Here is a 14,453-nt window from a genome sequence, read left to right on the forward strand (position 1 = left end):
CCTAGTTGACATGCGCAAACCTGCCGCCTAATATCAATTCACAGCAACGCGCTTGACGCGCTGCCCCAGCGGCACCCACACCGCATTCCACAGACGAACGGAGACGCTAATGAGCAATCCCACGGCAGACATCAACGGCAGCGCGGCGGCAGGTGCCGCGTCCGAGCGGAAGACGATTCACATCGTCCTGCACGAGGCAAAAGATACGGTCGGCGTGGCGGTCGTCGAGGGCATCAAGGCAGGCACGCAACTGAACGCATGGATCATGGACGACGACGAGGTCGTCAGCTTCCCGGCCAAACAGGACATTCCGATCGGTCACAAGGTGGCGCTGAAAGACATGGCGGTCGGCGACACGGTGTTCAAGTACGGCGTGGATATCGGCAAGGTGGTCGCGCCGATCAGCGCGGGCGAGCATGCCCACGTGCACAACATCAAGACGAAACGCTGGTGAGGGCGGGCCGTGCCCGCGAGCGTTCGCGCGTGCCCGCCAGTGCGTGAGCTACGCACCGGGCGGCGCGGAACCGCGTCGGATCGCCCGCAGCGAGCCGAACCAGACTGAACCGAACCGAACCGAACCTGAACGAGAGACCCATCATGAGCGTGATAGATCTGGATACGACTTTCCGCGGCTATCGTCGCGACAACGGCCGCGTCGGCGTGCGCAACCACGTGATCATTCTGCCAGTCGACGATCTGTCGAACGCGGCGGCGCAGGCTGTCGAGCACAATATCAAAGGCACCATGGCGCTGCCGCATCCGTACGGGCGGCTGCAGTTCGGCGCCGACCTCGACCTGCATTTCCGTACGCTGATCGGCGCGGGCAGCAATCCCAATGTCGCGGCGGTGATCGTGATCGGGATCGAGGAAGGCTGGACCAAGCGTGTGGTCGACGGCATCGCCAAAACGGGTAAACCGGTGATGGGTTTCGGCATCGAATTGCATGGCGACCATGACACGATCATGCGCGCCTCGAAAGCGGCGAAGGAAATGGTGCAGTACGCCACCTCGCTCGATCGCCAGGAATGCCCGATCTCGGATCTGTGGGTCTCGACCAAATGCGGCGAGTCGGACACCACGTCGGGCTGCGGCGCGAATCCGACCGTCGGCAATGCGTTCGACAAACTGTACGGCCTCGGCACCACGCTGGTGTTCGGCGAGACCTCCGAGTTGACGGGCGGCGAACAGATCGTGGCGGCGCGCTGCGCGAACGACGGTGTGCGCGAGCGCTTCCAGTTCATGTTCGACCGCTACCAGGAGATGATCAACCGCTGGAAGACCGACGACCTCTCCGAGTCGCAGCCGACCAAGGGCAACATTGCCGGCGGCCTCACGACCATCGAGGAAAAGGCGCTCGGCAACATCCAGAAGATCGGCAAGAAATGCATGGTGGACGGCGTGCTGGACAAAGCCGAAGAGCCGACGCATGCGGGGCTCTGGTTCATGGATTCGTCGTCGGCGGCCGCGGAGATGGTGACGCTGTGCGCGGCGTCGGGCTTCGCGGTGCATTTCTTCCCGACGGGCCAAGGCAATGTGATCGGCAACCCGATCGTGCCGGTCATCAAGATCTGCGCCAATCCGCGTACGGTGCGCACCATGGGCGAGCATATCGACGTCGACGTGACCGGCATCCTGCAGCGCGAACAGAACCTCGACCAGAGCGGCGACAAACTGCTCGAGTGCATGATGGCGACGATCAACGGGCGTTTCACGTCGGCGGAAGCACTCGGCCACCGCGAGTTCGTGCTGACGCGCCTGTTCGAAAGCGCCTGATTCCGGCGGCCTGGCCGCTCCGCGAGCCTGTGCGACCGGAGCGGAGCGCGATAGTCCGGCGCAGGCCGGCACGGAGAACGGCTGTCATGCCGCCCGTGCCGGCAAGCCATGCCGCCCACGGCGCCGGCTCGACATCTGGCGGCAGCGAGTGGAGGAGACACCATCTTGCGCGTGCTCAAACATCTCTACGTGCAGGTCCTGATCGGACTTGCGGCGGGCATTCTCGTCGGTTATCTCGCGCCGTCGTTCGGCGTCGACATGAAGCCGCTCGGCGACACCTTCATCCGTCTCATCAAGATGCTGATCACGCTGGTGATCTTCTGCACCGTCTCGGTGGGCATCGCGCGGATGGAAAGTCTCAAGCAGGTCGGCCGCGTCGGCTTCAAGACCTTGCTCTACTTCGAAGTGGTGACGACCATCGCGCTGGTGATCGGACTGGTGGTGGCGAATGTGCTGCGTCCGGGCGCCGGACTGAACATCGACCCCGCCACGCTCGATCCGCACGCCATGTCGCACTACGTGGCCGACGCGCATGCGGCGTCGTCGAGCTTCTTCGATCTGATCGTGCCGAATTCGGTGGTGGGCGCGTTCGCGCGCGGCGATCTGCTGCAGGTGCTGCTGTTCTCCGTGCTGTTCGGCATTGCGCTGTCGATCATGTCGCAGCGCAGCCGGCTGCTGATGCGCGGCATCGAACAATTCGGCGACACGCTGATGCGCATTGTCGAAATGATCATGCGTCTCGCACCGCTGGGGGCGTTCGGTGCGATCGCGTTCACGGTCGGCAAATACGGCATCGGCACCTTGCAGCAACTGGGGCTGCTGATTCTGTGCTTCTACATCACGAGCATTCTGTTCGTGGCCGTCGTGCTGGGTTCGGCGGCTCGCTGGGCGGGCGTGGGGCTCTGGCCGTTGCTCAAGTATTTCCGCGAAGAATTGCTGATCGTGCTGGGCACGTCCACCACCGAGTCCGTGCTGCCGCGTCTGATGGAAAAGCTCGAACGCATGGGCTGTCCGCGCGCCATCGTCGGGCTCGTGCTGCCGACCGGCTATTCGTTCAATCTCGACGGCGCGGCGATCTATCTGACCATGACCTCGCTGTTCATCGCGCAGGCGACCAACACGCATCTGTCGCTGTGGCAGCAGGTGGGCTTGCTGGCGATCCTGATGCTGACGTCGAAGGGCGGCGCGGGGGTGGCCGGCGCGGCACTGGTGGCGCTGACCGCCACGCTGTCGACCCACAACATCATTCCCGTGGCGGGCATCACGCTGATTCTGGGCGTGGACCGGGTGCTCAACGAGGTCCGCGCGCTGACCAATATGATCGGCAACGTCGTCGCAACGCTGGTGGTCGCGCGCTGGGAAGGCGCGTTCGACGCTCGCGCGGCCCGCGCGTTTCTGGCCGCGCCGCGCGAGCGCCTGGCCGAGGCGCAACAGCCGTTGACCCCGCAGGCGCCGGCCGCCGGGCCGGGCCTCGACGAGATACGGCATCCGGCCGCGCACCCGCTGCTGGAAAAGGCGGCCAAATGAGCACGGCCGGCAGACGGATCGTCGTCTGATCGACCGCCCACACCGCCTTCTCAGGGAAGACTCGATGGCCCGACTATTACCCGCTGCGCTCACCGCCCTGGCGATCGATTCGTTGCGCCAGGCGGGCGCGTCGCAAGCCACCGCTGAATCGACTGCCCGCGCGCTCGTCTATGCCGATCTGCGCGGCCTGTCGTCGCACGGCGTGGCGCGTCTGCCGATGTATTGCGCGCAATTGCGCAACGGCCGCGTCGACCCCGGCGCGCAGCCGGCCGTCGTCGCGGATCGTGGCGCGGCCGTGCTGATCGATGCCGCGGATGGACTCGCCTATCCCGCCTGCGACCTGGCCGTGACCACGCTGATCGAACGGACCCGTCAGTTTGGTAGTGCCGTGGCGGGCGTAAAGCGCAGCCATCACTTCGGCGTGGGCGCGGCGCATCTGGCGGCGCTCGGCGCGGCGGGCAGGGTGGCGCTCGCTTTCAGCAACTCGCCCGCGGCCATGCCCGCCTGGGGCGGCCGGCGCGCGCTGTTCGGCACCAATCCGATCGCCGCCGTGTTCCCACGGCGCCATGGCGAACCGCTCGTGATCGATCTCGCGCTGTCGCAGATCGCGCGCGGCAAGATTGCGCTGGCCGCGCGCGACGGCCAGGCGATTCCCGAAGGCTGGGCCACCACCCGCGACGGGCAGCCGACCACCGACGCCCATGCCGCGCTCGACGGCATGATGCTGCCGTTTGGCGGCGCGAAAGGGGCGATGCTCGCGCTGATCGTCGAGTTGCTGGCGGCGGCGCTGACCGGCGCGAATTTCGGCTATGAAGCGGGGTCGTTTCTGAGCGAAGAGGGCGAGCGTTCGCGCATCGGTCATCTGTTCTGGGCGATCGATCCGGGCGCGCTGGCCGGCGACGACACTTATCTGTCGCGCGTCGAAGCGCTGATCGGGATGATGAGCGCGGACGACGACGTCCGTCTGCCCGGTTCGCGACGAGAGCGGCTGGCGGAGACGGCGCAAACAGACGGCGTGGAGATTCCCGACGCGCTGATCGCGCAGTTGCAGCGCAATTGATCCGCCGTCGCGCACGAGGGCGGCCCGCGCCGACCGCGCCGGCCGGCCTGCGCGCTATAGCTGCGGCGGTTCGTTGCGCAACGATGACGGCCCGGTCGTGCCGCGCACGATCAACTCGATCGGCAGGCGTTCGTGCGGCGGCGGGTTGCCGTTCGCGAGCCAGCTCAATACCGCGCGGGCCGCATGTTCGCCGAGCTCGTAGGTGGGCAGCAACACCGTGGTGAGCCCCGGCATGATCTGCGAGGCGATCGGCAGGTTATCGCAGCCGACGATCGACAGTGCGTCCGGCACGGCGATGCCGAGCGCTTGCGCTTCGAACAGGCAGCCGAGCGCCAGCACGTCGTTGCCGCAAAAAATCGCGGTGGGCGAAGGGCGCAGTTTCAACAGATGCTGCAAACCGGCGCGGCCGCCTTCGAAGCCGAACGGCTGCTCGATCACGCAGGCGTCCGGCAACGCGTAGCCGTGTTGCGCGAGCGTCTCGCGAAAGCCGCCGATGCGCTCGCGGGCGCGGTCGTTGTGCCGCGTGAAACCGGAGATCGCGCCGAAGCGGGTATGGCCGAGCGACAGCAGGTGATCGGCGGCGAGACGCCCGATCAGCCGGTTGTCGAAACCGATCGCGGGCGGTGCGCTTGACTGCGCCGGCTCCGGCTCCTCGCCCGGGCTCGACCACATGACGACCAGCGCGACCTGACTCGCGCGGATCAATTCGTAGGTTTGCGCGGCATGGTCCTGACCGACCAGCAGGATCGCGTCGACGGAGCGCTCCAGCAGCGCGCGGACCACCTCGGTCTCAGCCGCCAGGTTGTATTCATGGGCCGAGATCAGCAACTGGTAACCGGAATTGGACAGGGTGGTCTGCAAGCCCTGCACGGCGCGCGCGAAGATCGCGTTGTCGAGCGTCGGGACGATCGCGCCGACCGTGCGGGCGCGCCCCAGCGCGAGCGCGCGGGCCGCGCCGTCGGGCACGTAGCCGAGCGTGGCGATGGCCTCGCGGATACGGGCGCGGGTGTCCGGCTTGACCCGGTTCGGGCTCGACAGCGCCCGCGAAACCGTGGCTGTCGATACGTCGGCGAGGCGCGCGACGTCGTCGATGCGCGCGCGCGAGGGAGGGGCATTGCTCACTGGAGATGTCTCGTTCGAAAACCGCTGCGGCGGCTACCGTTCAGACCGCGGTTCAGACCGCGGATAAGTCTGATTGTAGTGCGTGAATGCAAGCGCATGACATTTCTTCGCAAGGCTTGGTGTAAGTCCTGATACAACAATCGGAAATCAGGATTATAGTCAAATGCAAGCGGTTGCATTGAGTGGCAGGACGACCAACCGCACCCCACAGGAGACGACGTGCTGACGGCTATCCGTTCCATTCGCTCACCGCGCCTTGTCTGCAGCATCGGCACGCTCGGCGCGACGCTCGCGCTCTGGTACGTGTTCACCAGCGGCACCGGCATCGTCGGTCCGGCGCGCTTGCCGGCACCGCTGGAGGTATGGCAGGCGCTGTTGCAGGTGGCCGGCGAGGGTTACGCCGACGGCCGTCTCGACCAGCACATCGTGCAGAGCGTCAAGCTCGTGCTGTACGGCTTCGTCACCGCGGCGCTCAGCGGTGTGCCGCTCGGTTTGTGGATGGGCCAGTCGCGCCGCGCCCAGGCCTTCTTCAATCCCATCTTCATCATGCTGCGGCCGATTCCGCCGCTCGCGTGGATTCCGCTCGCGATCGTCTGGCTCGGTCTCGGCGACGCCGCCAAGGTCATGGTGATCTGGTTCGCCGCTTTCGTGCCCTGCGTGATCAACAGCTTTGCCGGCGTGCGCAATCTCGATCCCGCACTCGTCGAAGCGGCCGACATGCTGGGCCTGCGGCGCCGCCAGTTCGTGTTCGAAGTCATGCTGCCGGGCGCGTTGCCGATGATCTTCACCGGCTTGCGGCTCTCGCTGCAAGCGTCCTGGACCACGCTGGTCGCCGGCGAACTGATCGGCGCGGTGCGCGGTCTCGGCCACTTGCTGACGCAGGGCTCGCTCGACATTTTCCCCGCGATGATCGTGGTCGCCATGCTGAGCGTCGCGCTGTGCGGCTGGTTGATGACCGTGCTGCTGGGTCTGCTCGAAAACCGTTCGATGCCGTGGAGAGCAAGGCGATGAAACTGCAGCATCTGGCACGTTCCGACATGGACCCCGTGAGCCTGGTGAATCGCACCGACGCGGCGCACGCGAAAGAGACGCGACGGCAGGCCCGCGCAAGTGCCGTCGCGGCGCATGGCGCGGGGCCGGGCAGCGGCACGTTGTGGGCGTTGAGCGCGGCGGGTCTGCTGGCGTTTTTCGGCATCTGGTGGCTCGCGGCCGCGGCGCAACTGATTCCCGCCGCGTTCCTGCCGACCCCGTTCGCCGTCGCGACGCGTTTCGTCGACCTGCTGACGCATCCGTTCGTCGGCTATACGCTCGAACAGCACCTGTGGTCGAGCCTGCAGCGCTACCTGATGGGGCTCTCGCTGGCCATCGCGGTCGGTGTGCCGCTGGGCCTGATGATGGGCTGGTTCCGCTGGCTCGATTACATCGTGAGTCCGCTGTTCGAAACGCTGCGCTTCATCGCGCCGATCGCGTGGGTGCCGTTCGCGGCGCTGTGGTTCGGCACGGGTATCGGCGGCCCGGTGCTGATCATTTTCGCCGGCGCCTTTCCGCCGTGCGTGGTGAATGCCTACCGCGGCGCGAAGCAGGTCGACGAGCGTCTGCTGGAGGCGGCGCGGATGCTGGGCCTGTCGAACCGCATGATCGTCTGCGAAGTGCTGCTGCCCGGCGCGTTGCCGGCGGTGATCGCCGGGCTGCGGGTGGCCGCCGGGCTCGGCTGGATGTCGCTGGTCGGCGCGGAACTGATCGTCGCCTCGAGCGGCATCGGCTACATGATGGTCAAGGGCCAGTCGTCGATCGATACCGCGACCGTGATGAGCGGCATGATCGCGATCGGCATGGTGGGCGCGGTGATCGACTGGCTGCTCGGGCGTATCGAAACCTTCGCGATGCGGCATCGGCGCCGCGCGCGCCGCTGAGTGCCTCGGCGACTCCCATTCCGGGTCTGCCGCAATCGCTACGGAGTACCGACATGAGCGTCATCCGCTTCGACGATGTTTCCCGCGTTTTCGGCCACGCCGGCAGCGGCATGGTGGCGCTGGATCACGTGAGCCTCGAGATCGCCGACCGTGAGTTCGTGGCGATCGTCGGGCCGTCGGGCTGCGGCAAGACCACCTGTCTGCGGATGGTCGCGGGGCTGGAGTTTCCGTCGTCCGGCACCGTCAGCGTGGACGGCCGGCAGGTGCTGCGTCCCGGACCGGATCGGGCGGTGGTGTTCCAGCAGTTCGCGCTGTTTCCCTGGAAGAGCGTCTACGAGAACATCGAACTCGGTCTGCGGGCGCAAGGCGTGGCCGCCGCGAAGCGCCGCAGCACGATCGAACGCTATATGGACCTGATGAACCTGCGCGGCCATGAAGCGGCCTATCCGCATCAGTTGTCGGGCGGCATGCAGCAGCGCGTCGCGATTGCCCGTGCCTATGCGCTCGATCCCGGCGTGCTGCTGATGGACGAGCCGTTCGGCGCGCTCGACGCGCAAACGCGCGTGGTCATGCAGGAGGAACTGGTGCGCGTCACCCGTGCCAATCCGCGCACCGTGCTGTTCATCACGCACGCGGTGGAGGAGTCCGTCTATCTGGCCGACCGCGTCGTCGTGATGACCAGCCGGCCGGGCCGCGTCAAGGAAATCGTCGACGTCAAATCGGTGCGCGAAGCGAACCAGTGGGACCAGCACAAGCGCATCGAGGACGTCATGGATCTGGAGTCGTTCGTGCGACTGCGCACGCACATCTGGAAATCGTTGCGCGACGAGCACGGCGGCGCTGCGCGCGCGGCCGCATGAGCGGCGCGTCGACACTGAAAAACAGGGAGACCAGCATGAACCGGTTGCGAGCGATTTCCGTGGTAGCCATGTTGTGCGCGGGCACGGCGCTGTTCGTCACGCGCGCCGAGGCGGCCGCGCCCACGCCGATCAAGGTGACCTATCAGCCGGCGCTCTACTGGGCGCTGCCGTTTTACGTGGCGACCGAGAAAGGCTGGTGGGCGGCCGCGGGCCTCGCGCCGGAGTTCGTGGTGTTTCCGGCCGGCGTGCCGCAGATGGCCGCGGCCGCCGCGAAATCGTGGGACGTCGGCGGCACCGGCTCGGTACCGGCGGTGCTCGGCTACAAGCGTTTCGGCGTCGAGGTGATCGGTATCACCAACGACGAATCGCAGGGCAACGTGCTGATGGCGAGCAAGGCGCGCTATGACGCGGTGAAGAGCAATCCGGCCTCGCTGAAAGGGCAGACCATCGTCCTCACGTCGAATTCCACGGGCGACTACGCGGTGCAGGCGTGTCTGAAGAAGTATGGGCTTACCAAGACCGACGTCACGCTCAGAAACATGGGGCAAGCCGAGATCATTTCCGCGATGTCGTCAGGCAACGCCGACTATGCCGGCGTGTGGGCGCCCTACGACTACACGCTCGAAGAAAAGTCCGGCGCGCGGGTGCTGTGCAGCGGCAAGGACGGCGGCGCGTCGGTGCCGGGCGCGCTGGTCGCGCGCGGCGACTATGCGAAGGAACATCCGGAAGCGGTGGCGGCGTTTCTCGCGGTCTATCTGCGCGCGTGGTCATGGATGAAAGCGAATCCGGACCAGGCCACCGCGTTGATGAAGAAGTTCTATCAGGAGGGCGGCGTGACGATCAGCGACGCGTCGATGCGCAAGGAGTTCGCCACGCGTCCCACCTTCGACCTCACGCAGCAACTCGCCGCGATGGATCGCAGCAAGGGACCGTCCGAAGCGGACAAGTGGTTCACCAGCATCGCGCAGTTCATGCGCGCGTCGGGGGCGCTGCAAGGGGTGCCCGACGCGAAAGACTACATCGACGACAGTCTGATGAAGCGCGTGCAAGCCGATCCGAAGCTGGCCGCCTTCGCGGTGGATACGAAGTAACGAATCAGCCAGACACGCCAGCCGGACACGACAAGCAGGCCGGGGCGCACGCCCCGGCAGGAAGACCTGAGAGGTCTTTTTTAAAGCCGCAGTATGCAAGCGTTTGCATTTACCCAGACCGACCGAACCGACCGCATCGAGAGGAGCAACACCATGAGCGTCACTTACCTGAAGAAAGCGAGCAAGACTCCAGAGACGGAGACCGCGACGGCGCAAAAGGTCGTGGCCGACATGCTGGCGCAGATCGAAGCGAACGGCGAGGCCGCGGCGCTGGCTTACGCGAAGCAACTCGATGCGTGGGACGGCCCGATCATCGTGACGGCAGACGAGATCGAGCGGCGCGCCGCCGATGTGCCGGCGCATGTGCGGGCCGACATCGACTTCGCGGCGCGTCAGGTGTTCGATTTCGCGCTGGCGCAGCGTCGCTCGATCGAAGACTTCGCCGTCGAGTTGTATCCGGGCGTGACGGCCGGGCAGAAGGTCGTGCCGGTGAATGTCGTCGGCTGCTACGCGCCGGCTGGGCGCTACGCGCATATCGCGTCGGCGTATATGGGCGTGGCGACGGCGAAGGCGGCGGGCGTGAAAACCGTGATCGCCTGTTCGAGTCCGTTTCGCGGCGGCGGGATTCATCCGTACGTGTTGTACGCGTTCAAGGCCGCCGGCGCCGATATCGTGATGACGCTCGGCGGCGTGCAGGCGATTGCGTCGATGGCTTACGGGCTGTTCACCGGCAAACCGGCTGACGTGGTGGTCGGGCCGGGCAACAAGTTCGTGGCGGAGGCCAAGCGCGCGCTATTCGGCAAGGTCGGCATCGACGTCTTCGCGGGGCCCTCCGAAGTGGCGGTGATCGCCGACGAAAGCGCCGATCCCGCGATCGTCGCGAGCGACCTCGTCGGTCAGGCGGAACATGGACACGAGTCGCCGGCGTGGTTGTTCACGACCTCGAACGCACTGGCGCTCGACGTGATGCAACGCGTTCCCGAGCTGATCGAGCGCCTGCCGCCGACCGCGCGCGATGCCGCCGGCGCCGCGTGGCGCGACTATGGCGAAGTGATCGTGTGCGATACGCGCGAGGACATCGTCGAGATCTCCGACCGTTACGCGTCGGAACATCTCGAAGTGCATGCGGCGGATCTCGACTGGTGGCTCGAACGGCTCACGTGCTACGGCTCGCTGTTCCTCGGCGAAGAAACGACCGTCGCGTTCGGCGATAAAGCCAGCGGCCCCAACCACGTATTGCCGACCAAGGGCGCGGCGCGTTACTCGGGTGGCCTGTCCGTGCATAAGTTCGTCAAGACCCTCACCTGGCAGCGCATGACCCGCGACGCCGCCAGGCAGATCGGTGAAGTCACCGCCCGCATCTCCCGGCTCGAGGGCATGGAAGCGCACGCCCGCACTGCCGACGACCGCCTCGACAAATACTTTCCCGACGAGCGTTTCGTGCGCGGCGAACCGGTGGTGGTGTGATCGTGGCGCCGAACCAGCCTGATTCGCGCCGAGCGGTACAAGGTCTGTTCGGTCTGGGCGGCCGCACCGCGCTCGTGACCGGTGGCAATTCGGGCATTGGCGAGGCAATGGCGCATGCGCTCGGTCTTGCCGGCGCGCGCGTGATTCTGGTCGCGCGCCGGCGCGACACGCTCGATCTCGCGAGCGGGCGCCTCGCCGCCGACGGCATCGAAACGCACGCGTTGCCGCACGATCTCGCGGACGAAGACGCTGCTCGCGAGTGTGCGCTCACGGCGCAACGCCTGTATGGCCAGATCGACATTCTCGTCAACGCGGCGGGTATCAATCTGCGCCAGCCATTCGGCGAAGTGACGCCGGACGCCTGGCGTCGGCAGTTGGCGCTGCATCTCGGCGCGCCTTTTTTCATGACCCAGGCGCTCGCCCCGGCCATGCAGACGCGCGGCTTCGGCCGGATACTGAATATCGCCTCGCTGCAGTCGTACCGCGCGTTCGGCGACAGTGCGCCGTACGGCGCCGCCAAGGGCGGCATCGTGCAGCTCACGCGGGCGATGGCGCAGGCCTGGTCGCCCCACGGAATCACCTGCAACGCGATCGGTCCGGGCTTCTTTCCGACGGCGTTGACGGCGCCCGTGTTCGGCAACGCCGCGCTCGCTGCGCAACACGCGGCGCAAACCTGCATCGGCCGCAATGGCCGGCTCGAGGACCTGTACGGAGCGACGGTGTTCCTCGCCAGCGAGGCATCGGCCTATATCACTGGACAAACCCTGATGGTCGACGGCGGCTATACCGCGCGTTGATCGTAGCGGAGCAGAGAGGCACTCATGAAAGCATTGGTGTACACCGGACCCAACGAAATGCAGCTGCTCGAGCGCGCCGATCCGGAGCCGGCGGCGGGCGAGGTCGTGCTGAAGATCGACGCCGTCGGCATCTGCGGCTCGGACATGCATGCTTACCACGGTCACGATCCGCGTCGTCAGCCCGGGCTGGTGCTGGGGCATGAGTTCGCCGGCACGGTCGCGGTGAGCCGCGCGCCGCATGTGCCGGTCGGCCTCAGGGTGACCGGCAATCCGTTGATCACGTGCGGGCGCTGCGACTATTGCCTGCAGGGACGCGACAATCTGTGCGTCGACCGGACCATGGTCGGCATGACGCGACCGGGTGCGTTCGCCGAGTACATGTCGATACCCGCCGCGAGCCTGATCGAGATTCCGCCCGACATGCCGGCGACGCACGCCGCGATGACCGAACCGGCCGCGACCGCACTGCACGCGCTCAATCTGTCGATGCGCGCGCTATCCCGGCCGTTGCCCGAAACGCGCACGCTGGTGATTGGCGGCGGCGCGATCGGTCTGCTCGCGGCCTTGCTGCTGAGAAGCTACGGCTGTCGCAACGTGGAGATGGCGGAGGTCAATCCGCTGCGGCGTGCTTCGGCGGAGCGCCATGCCGGCTGCCGGGCCTTCGATCCGCAGACCACGGACACGCCGCCGAATCGCTTCGATTTCGTGCTCGATGCGGTCGGCGCCAAGGCCACGCGCAAGCTCTCGCTGTCGGCGGTGAAGCCGGGCGGCGTGATTATGCATATCGGCCTGCTCGACTGGGATAGCGAAATCGACATGCGCAAGCTGACGCTCGCCGAGATCTCGCTGCTCGGCACCTACACCTACTCGATGGCCGATCTGCGGGCGACCGTCGCCGCGCTCGCCGGCGGCGCATTCGGCGATCTCGCGTGGAAGCAGACACGTCCCCTCGAAGGCGGCGCGCGCGCGTTCGAAGAGCTCGATCAGGGCCGTGTCGAATCGAGCAAAGTGATTCTGGTGCCGGCTTAGTCGGACAGTGAAGGGCGGGTGATTCGCGCCATGCGGTGGATCACCCGCGCTTCTGTCAGGCTGCCGTCCACCCTACCAGCCGCGCTCCCACCCCCGGGAATGCCCCGCCTTGAGCCCCCACCGCCCACCAGCGTAGAATCGTCGCACATCGATTTGGGAGTCCAGCAATGCGTCTGGTTTCTCGTGGCGATTTCCCTCACCCAACCCGGCCAACCCCGGCGTTTTCTCGACCCGCCTCTCGCGCAGAGGTCCGCGGTCGTTGCGGATTTGTTCTCAGATCCGCGCCATGATCCCACTGATTTCCGTAAAAAAGCTCAGCAAGAGTTTCCCCGGCGTACGGGCGCTTCACGAGGTCCAGCTTGAGCTGATGACCGGAGAAGTCCATGCGCTGATGGGTGAAAACGGCGCGGGCAAATCGACGTTAATGAAAATCCTCGCCGGCGTGTACACGCGCGATACCGGCGAAATTCTCGTCGACGGCCAGCCGGTCGATTTCCAGAGCCCACGCGACGCCCAGGCCGTCGGCGTCGGCATCATTCATCAGGAACTCCAACTGATGAACCATCTGAGCGTGGCGCAGAACATCTTCATCGGCCGCGAGCCGCGCGGACGCCTCGGCGTTTTCCTCGACGAAGACAAGCTCAACGCACAGGCACGCGACATTCTTGCCCGCATGCACGTGAACATCGACCCGCGCGCCATGGTCGGCGCACTGACCGTGGCGAAACAGCAAATGGTGGAGATCGCCAAGGCGTTGTCGTTCGATTCGCGCGTGCTGATCATGGACGAACCGACCTCGGCCCTCAACGACGCCGAGATCGCCGAACTGTTCCGCATCATCCGCGAGTTGAAGAGCCGGGGCGTGGGCATCGTCTACATTTCCCACAAAATGGACGAGTTGAAGCAGATCGCCGACCGCGTGACCGTGTTACGCGACGGCGAATACGTGGCCACCGTCGCCGTTGCGGACGCCAGCGTCGAGACGATCATCGGCATGATGGTCGGGCGCACCCTGACCGACGTCGAGCCGCCTAACAACACCGCGGACAAAGGCGAGATCGCGCTCCAGGTCACACACCTGAACGCGGGCCCGCTGGTCAGAGACGTGAGCTTCACGCTGCACAACGGCGAGATCCTGGGCTTTGCCGGCCTGATGGGCGCCGGCCGCACGGAAGTCGCGCGCGCGGTGTTCGGCGCCGATCCGATCGAATCCGGCGAAATCGTCGTGCGAGGCAAGCGGGTGACGATCCGCCAGCCGAGCGACGCCGTCGCGCACGGCATCGGCTATCTGTCGGAAGACCGCAAGCGCTATGGCCTCGCGACCGGCATGGACGTCGAGTCGAACATCGTCATGTCCAATCTGGACAAATTCCTGTCGCTCAACTTCTTCCTGCGCCGTGCACGGATTCGCCGCACGGCCGGTCATTTCATCAAATTGCTCGCTATTCGCACGCCGTCCGCGACGCAGCCGGTCCGCCTGCTATCGGGCGGCAATCAGCAGAAGGTCGTGATCGCCAAATGGCTCGAACGCGACTGCGACGTGCTGTTCTTCGACGAACCCACGCGCGGTATCGACGTCGGCGCCAAAAGCGAAATCTACAAGCTGCTGCGCGCGCTCGCGGCGCAAGGCAAGGCGATCGTGATGATCTCGTCGGAACTGCCGGAAATCCTGCGCATGAGCGACCGCATCGTCGTGATGTGCGAAGGCCGCATTACCGGCGAACTCCTGGCCGCCGAGGCGTCGCAGGAAAGCATCATGCATCTCGCGACGCAGCGCGACCCCTTGAAAGCAGCGGCATGAAACTCGTGAGGTC

The 14,453-nt window shown here is 66.1% G+C and carries 13 protein-coding genes; 12 read left to right on the forward strand and 1 reads right to left on the reverse strand.

The window, feature by feature from the left end:
• Positions 1-109: 109 nt before the first annotated feature.
• The 4 genes from HWY05_RS31580 to HWY05_RS31595 all read left to right on the forward strand — a co-directional run bounded on the left by HWY05_RS31580 (position 110) and on the right by HWY05_RS31595 (position 4,360).
• Positions 110-454: a UxaA family hydrolase gene (locus HWY05_RS31580; protein ID WP_231584824.1), complete on the forward strand. Its 345-nt coding sequence runs from the start codon at positions 110-112 to the stop codon at positions 452-454.
• A gap of 143 nt (positions 455-597) precedes the next feature.
• The gene (locus tag HWY05_RS31585; RefSeq protein WP_035546058.1) at positions 598-1,773 is read left to right on the forward strand and encodes a UxaA family hydrolase; all 1,176 of its coding nucleotides are present in this window, start codon (positions 598-600) and stop codon (positions 1,771-1,773) included.
• 171 nt (positions 1,774-1,944) lie between these two features.
• A complete protein-coding gene (gene dctA, locus HWY05_RS31590) occupies positions 1,945-3,300 on the forward strand; it encodes a C4-dicarboxylate transporter DctA (RefSeq protein ID WP_244146758.1) in 1,356 nt (451 codons plus the stop codon).
• A 64-nt stretch (positions 3,301-3,364) separates the two neighbouring features.
• Entirely contained in the window at positions 3,365-4,360 is a 996-nt protein-coding gene (locus HWY05_RS31595) for an Ldh family oxidoreductase (RefSeq protein WP_035546055.1), read from the forward strand.
• A gap of 54 nt (positions 4,361-4,414) precedes the next feature.
• On the opposite strand, the gene HWY05_RS31600 is transcribed toward HWY05_RS31595, so the two are convergent.
• Positions 4,415-5,482, reverse strand: a complete 1,068-nt coding sequence (locus HWY05_RS31600) for a substrate-binding domain-containing protein (RefSeq protein WP_176060804.1) — start codon at positions 5,480-5,482, stop codon at positions 4,415-4,417.
• A 219-nt stretch (positions 5,483-5,701) separates the two neighbouring features.
• Between HWY05_RS31600 and HWY05_RS31605 the strand changes: the two genes are divergently transcribed.
• The 8 genes from HWY05_RS31605 to HWY05_RS31640 all read left to right on the forward strand — a co-directional run bounded on the left by HWY05_RS31605 (position 5,702) and on the right by HWY05_RS31640 (position 14,440).
• The gene (locus HWY05_RS31605; protein ID WP_231584823.1) at positions 5,702-6,493 is read left to right on the forward strand and encodes an ABC transporter permease; all 792 of its coding nucleotides are present in this window, start codon (positions 5,702-5,704) and stop codon (positions 6,491-6,493) included.
• Positions 6,490-7,395, forward strand: coding sequence for an ABC transporter permease (locus HWY05_RS31610; protein WP_081935628.1), 906 nt, complete (start codon positions 6,490-6,492; stop codon positions 7,393-7,395). Before HWY05_RS31605 ends, HWY05_RS31610 begins: the two co-directional genes overlap by 4 nt.
• 53 nt (positions 7,396-7,448) lie before the next feature.
• The gene (locus HWY05_RS31615; RefSeq protein ID WP_035546050.1) at positions 7,449-8,255 is read left to right on the forward strand and encodes an ABC transporter ATP-binding protein; all 807 of its coding nucleotides are present in this window, start codon (positions 7,449-7,451) and stop codon (positions 8,253-8,255) included.
• A gap of 35 nt (positions 8,256-8,290) precedes the next feature.
• The gene (locus HWY05_RS31620; protein WP_035546049.1) at positions 8,291-9,346 is read left to right on the forward strand and encodes an ABC transporter substrate-binding protein; all 1,056 of its coding nucleotides are present in this window, start codon (positions 8,291-8,293) and stop codon (positions 9,344-9,346) included.
• Between the two features lie 153 nt (positions 9,347-9,499).
• Positions 9,500-10,813: a histidinol dehydrogenase gene (hisD, locus tag HWY05_RS31625; protein WP_035548990.1), complete on the forward strand. Its 1,314-nt coding sequence runs from the start codon at positions 9,500-9,502 to the stop codon at positions 10,811-10,813.
• Positions 10,814-10,815: 2 nt separating this feature from the next.
• Positions 10,816-11,610, forward strand: coding sequence for an SDR family oxidoreductase (locus HWY05_RS31630; protein ID WP_231584821.1), 795 nt, complete (start codon positions 10,816-10,818; stop codon positions 11,608-11,610).
• A gap of 24 nt (positions 11,611-11,634) precedes the next feature.
• A complete protein-coding gene (locus tag HWY05_RS31635; protein ID WP_176060805.1) occupies positions 11,635-12,639 on the forward strand; it encodes an alcohol dehydrogenase catalytic domain-containing protein in 1,005 nt (334 codons plus the stop codon).
• A 286-nt stretch (positions 12,640-12,925) separates the two neighbouring features.
• The gene (locus HWY05_RS31640) at positions 12,926-14,440 is read left to right on the forward strand and encodes a sugar ABC transporter ATP-binding protein (RefSeq protein WP_176060806.1); all 1,515 of its coding nucleotides are present in this window, start codon (positions 12,926-12,928) and stop codon (positions 14,438-14,440) included.
• Positions 14,441-14,453: the final 13 nt, after the last annotated feature.

Origin of the sequence: Paraburkholderia sp. BCC1876, assembly GCF_902833695.1 — a bacterium.
GTDB lineage: Bacteria > Pseudomonadota > Gammaproteobacteria > Burkholderiales > Burkholderiaceae > Paraburkholderia.

Excerpts from the sequence above, each read along its gene's own strand:
- HWY05_RS31635 (WP_176060805.1), top strand. The coding sequence starts at position 11,635 with ATGAAAGCATTGGTGTACACCGGACCCAACGAAATGCAGCTGCTCGAG.
- HWY05_RS31640 (WP_176060806.1), top strand. The coding sequence starts at position 12,926 with ATGATCCCACTGATTTCCGTAAAAAAGCTCAGCAAGAGTTTCCCCGGC.
- HWY05_RS31595 (WP_035546055.1), top strand. The coding sequence starts at position 3,365 with ATGGCCCGACTATTACCCGCTGCGCTCACCGCCCTGGCGATCGATTCG.
- HWY05_RS31580 (WP_231584824.1), top strand. The coding sequence starts at position 110 with ATGAGCAATCCCACGGCAGACATCAACGGCAGCGCGGCGGCAGGTGCC.
- HWY05_RS31620 (WP_035546049.1), top strand. The coding sequence starts at position 8,291 with ATGAACCGGTTGCGAGCGATTTCCGTGGTAGCCATGTTGTGCGCGGGC.
- HWY05_RS31585 (WP_035546058.1), top strand. The coding sequence starts at position 598 with ATGAGCGTGATAGATCTGGATACGACTTTCCGCGGCTATCGTCGCGAC.
- HWY05_RS31615 (WP_035546050.1), top strand. The coding sequence starts at position 7,449 with ATGAGCGTCATCCGCTTCGACGATGTTTCCCGCGTTTTCGGCCACGCC.
- HWY05_RS31610 (WP_081935628.1), top strand. The coding sequence starts at position 6,490 with ATGAAACTGCAGCATCTGGCACGTTCCGACATGGACCCCGTGAGCCTG.
- hisD (WP_035548990.1), top strand. The coding sequence starts at position 9,500 with ATGAGCGTCACTTACCTGAAGAAAGCGAGCAAGACTCCAGAGACGGAG.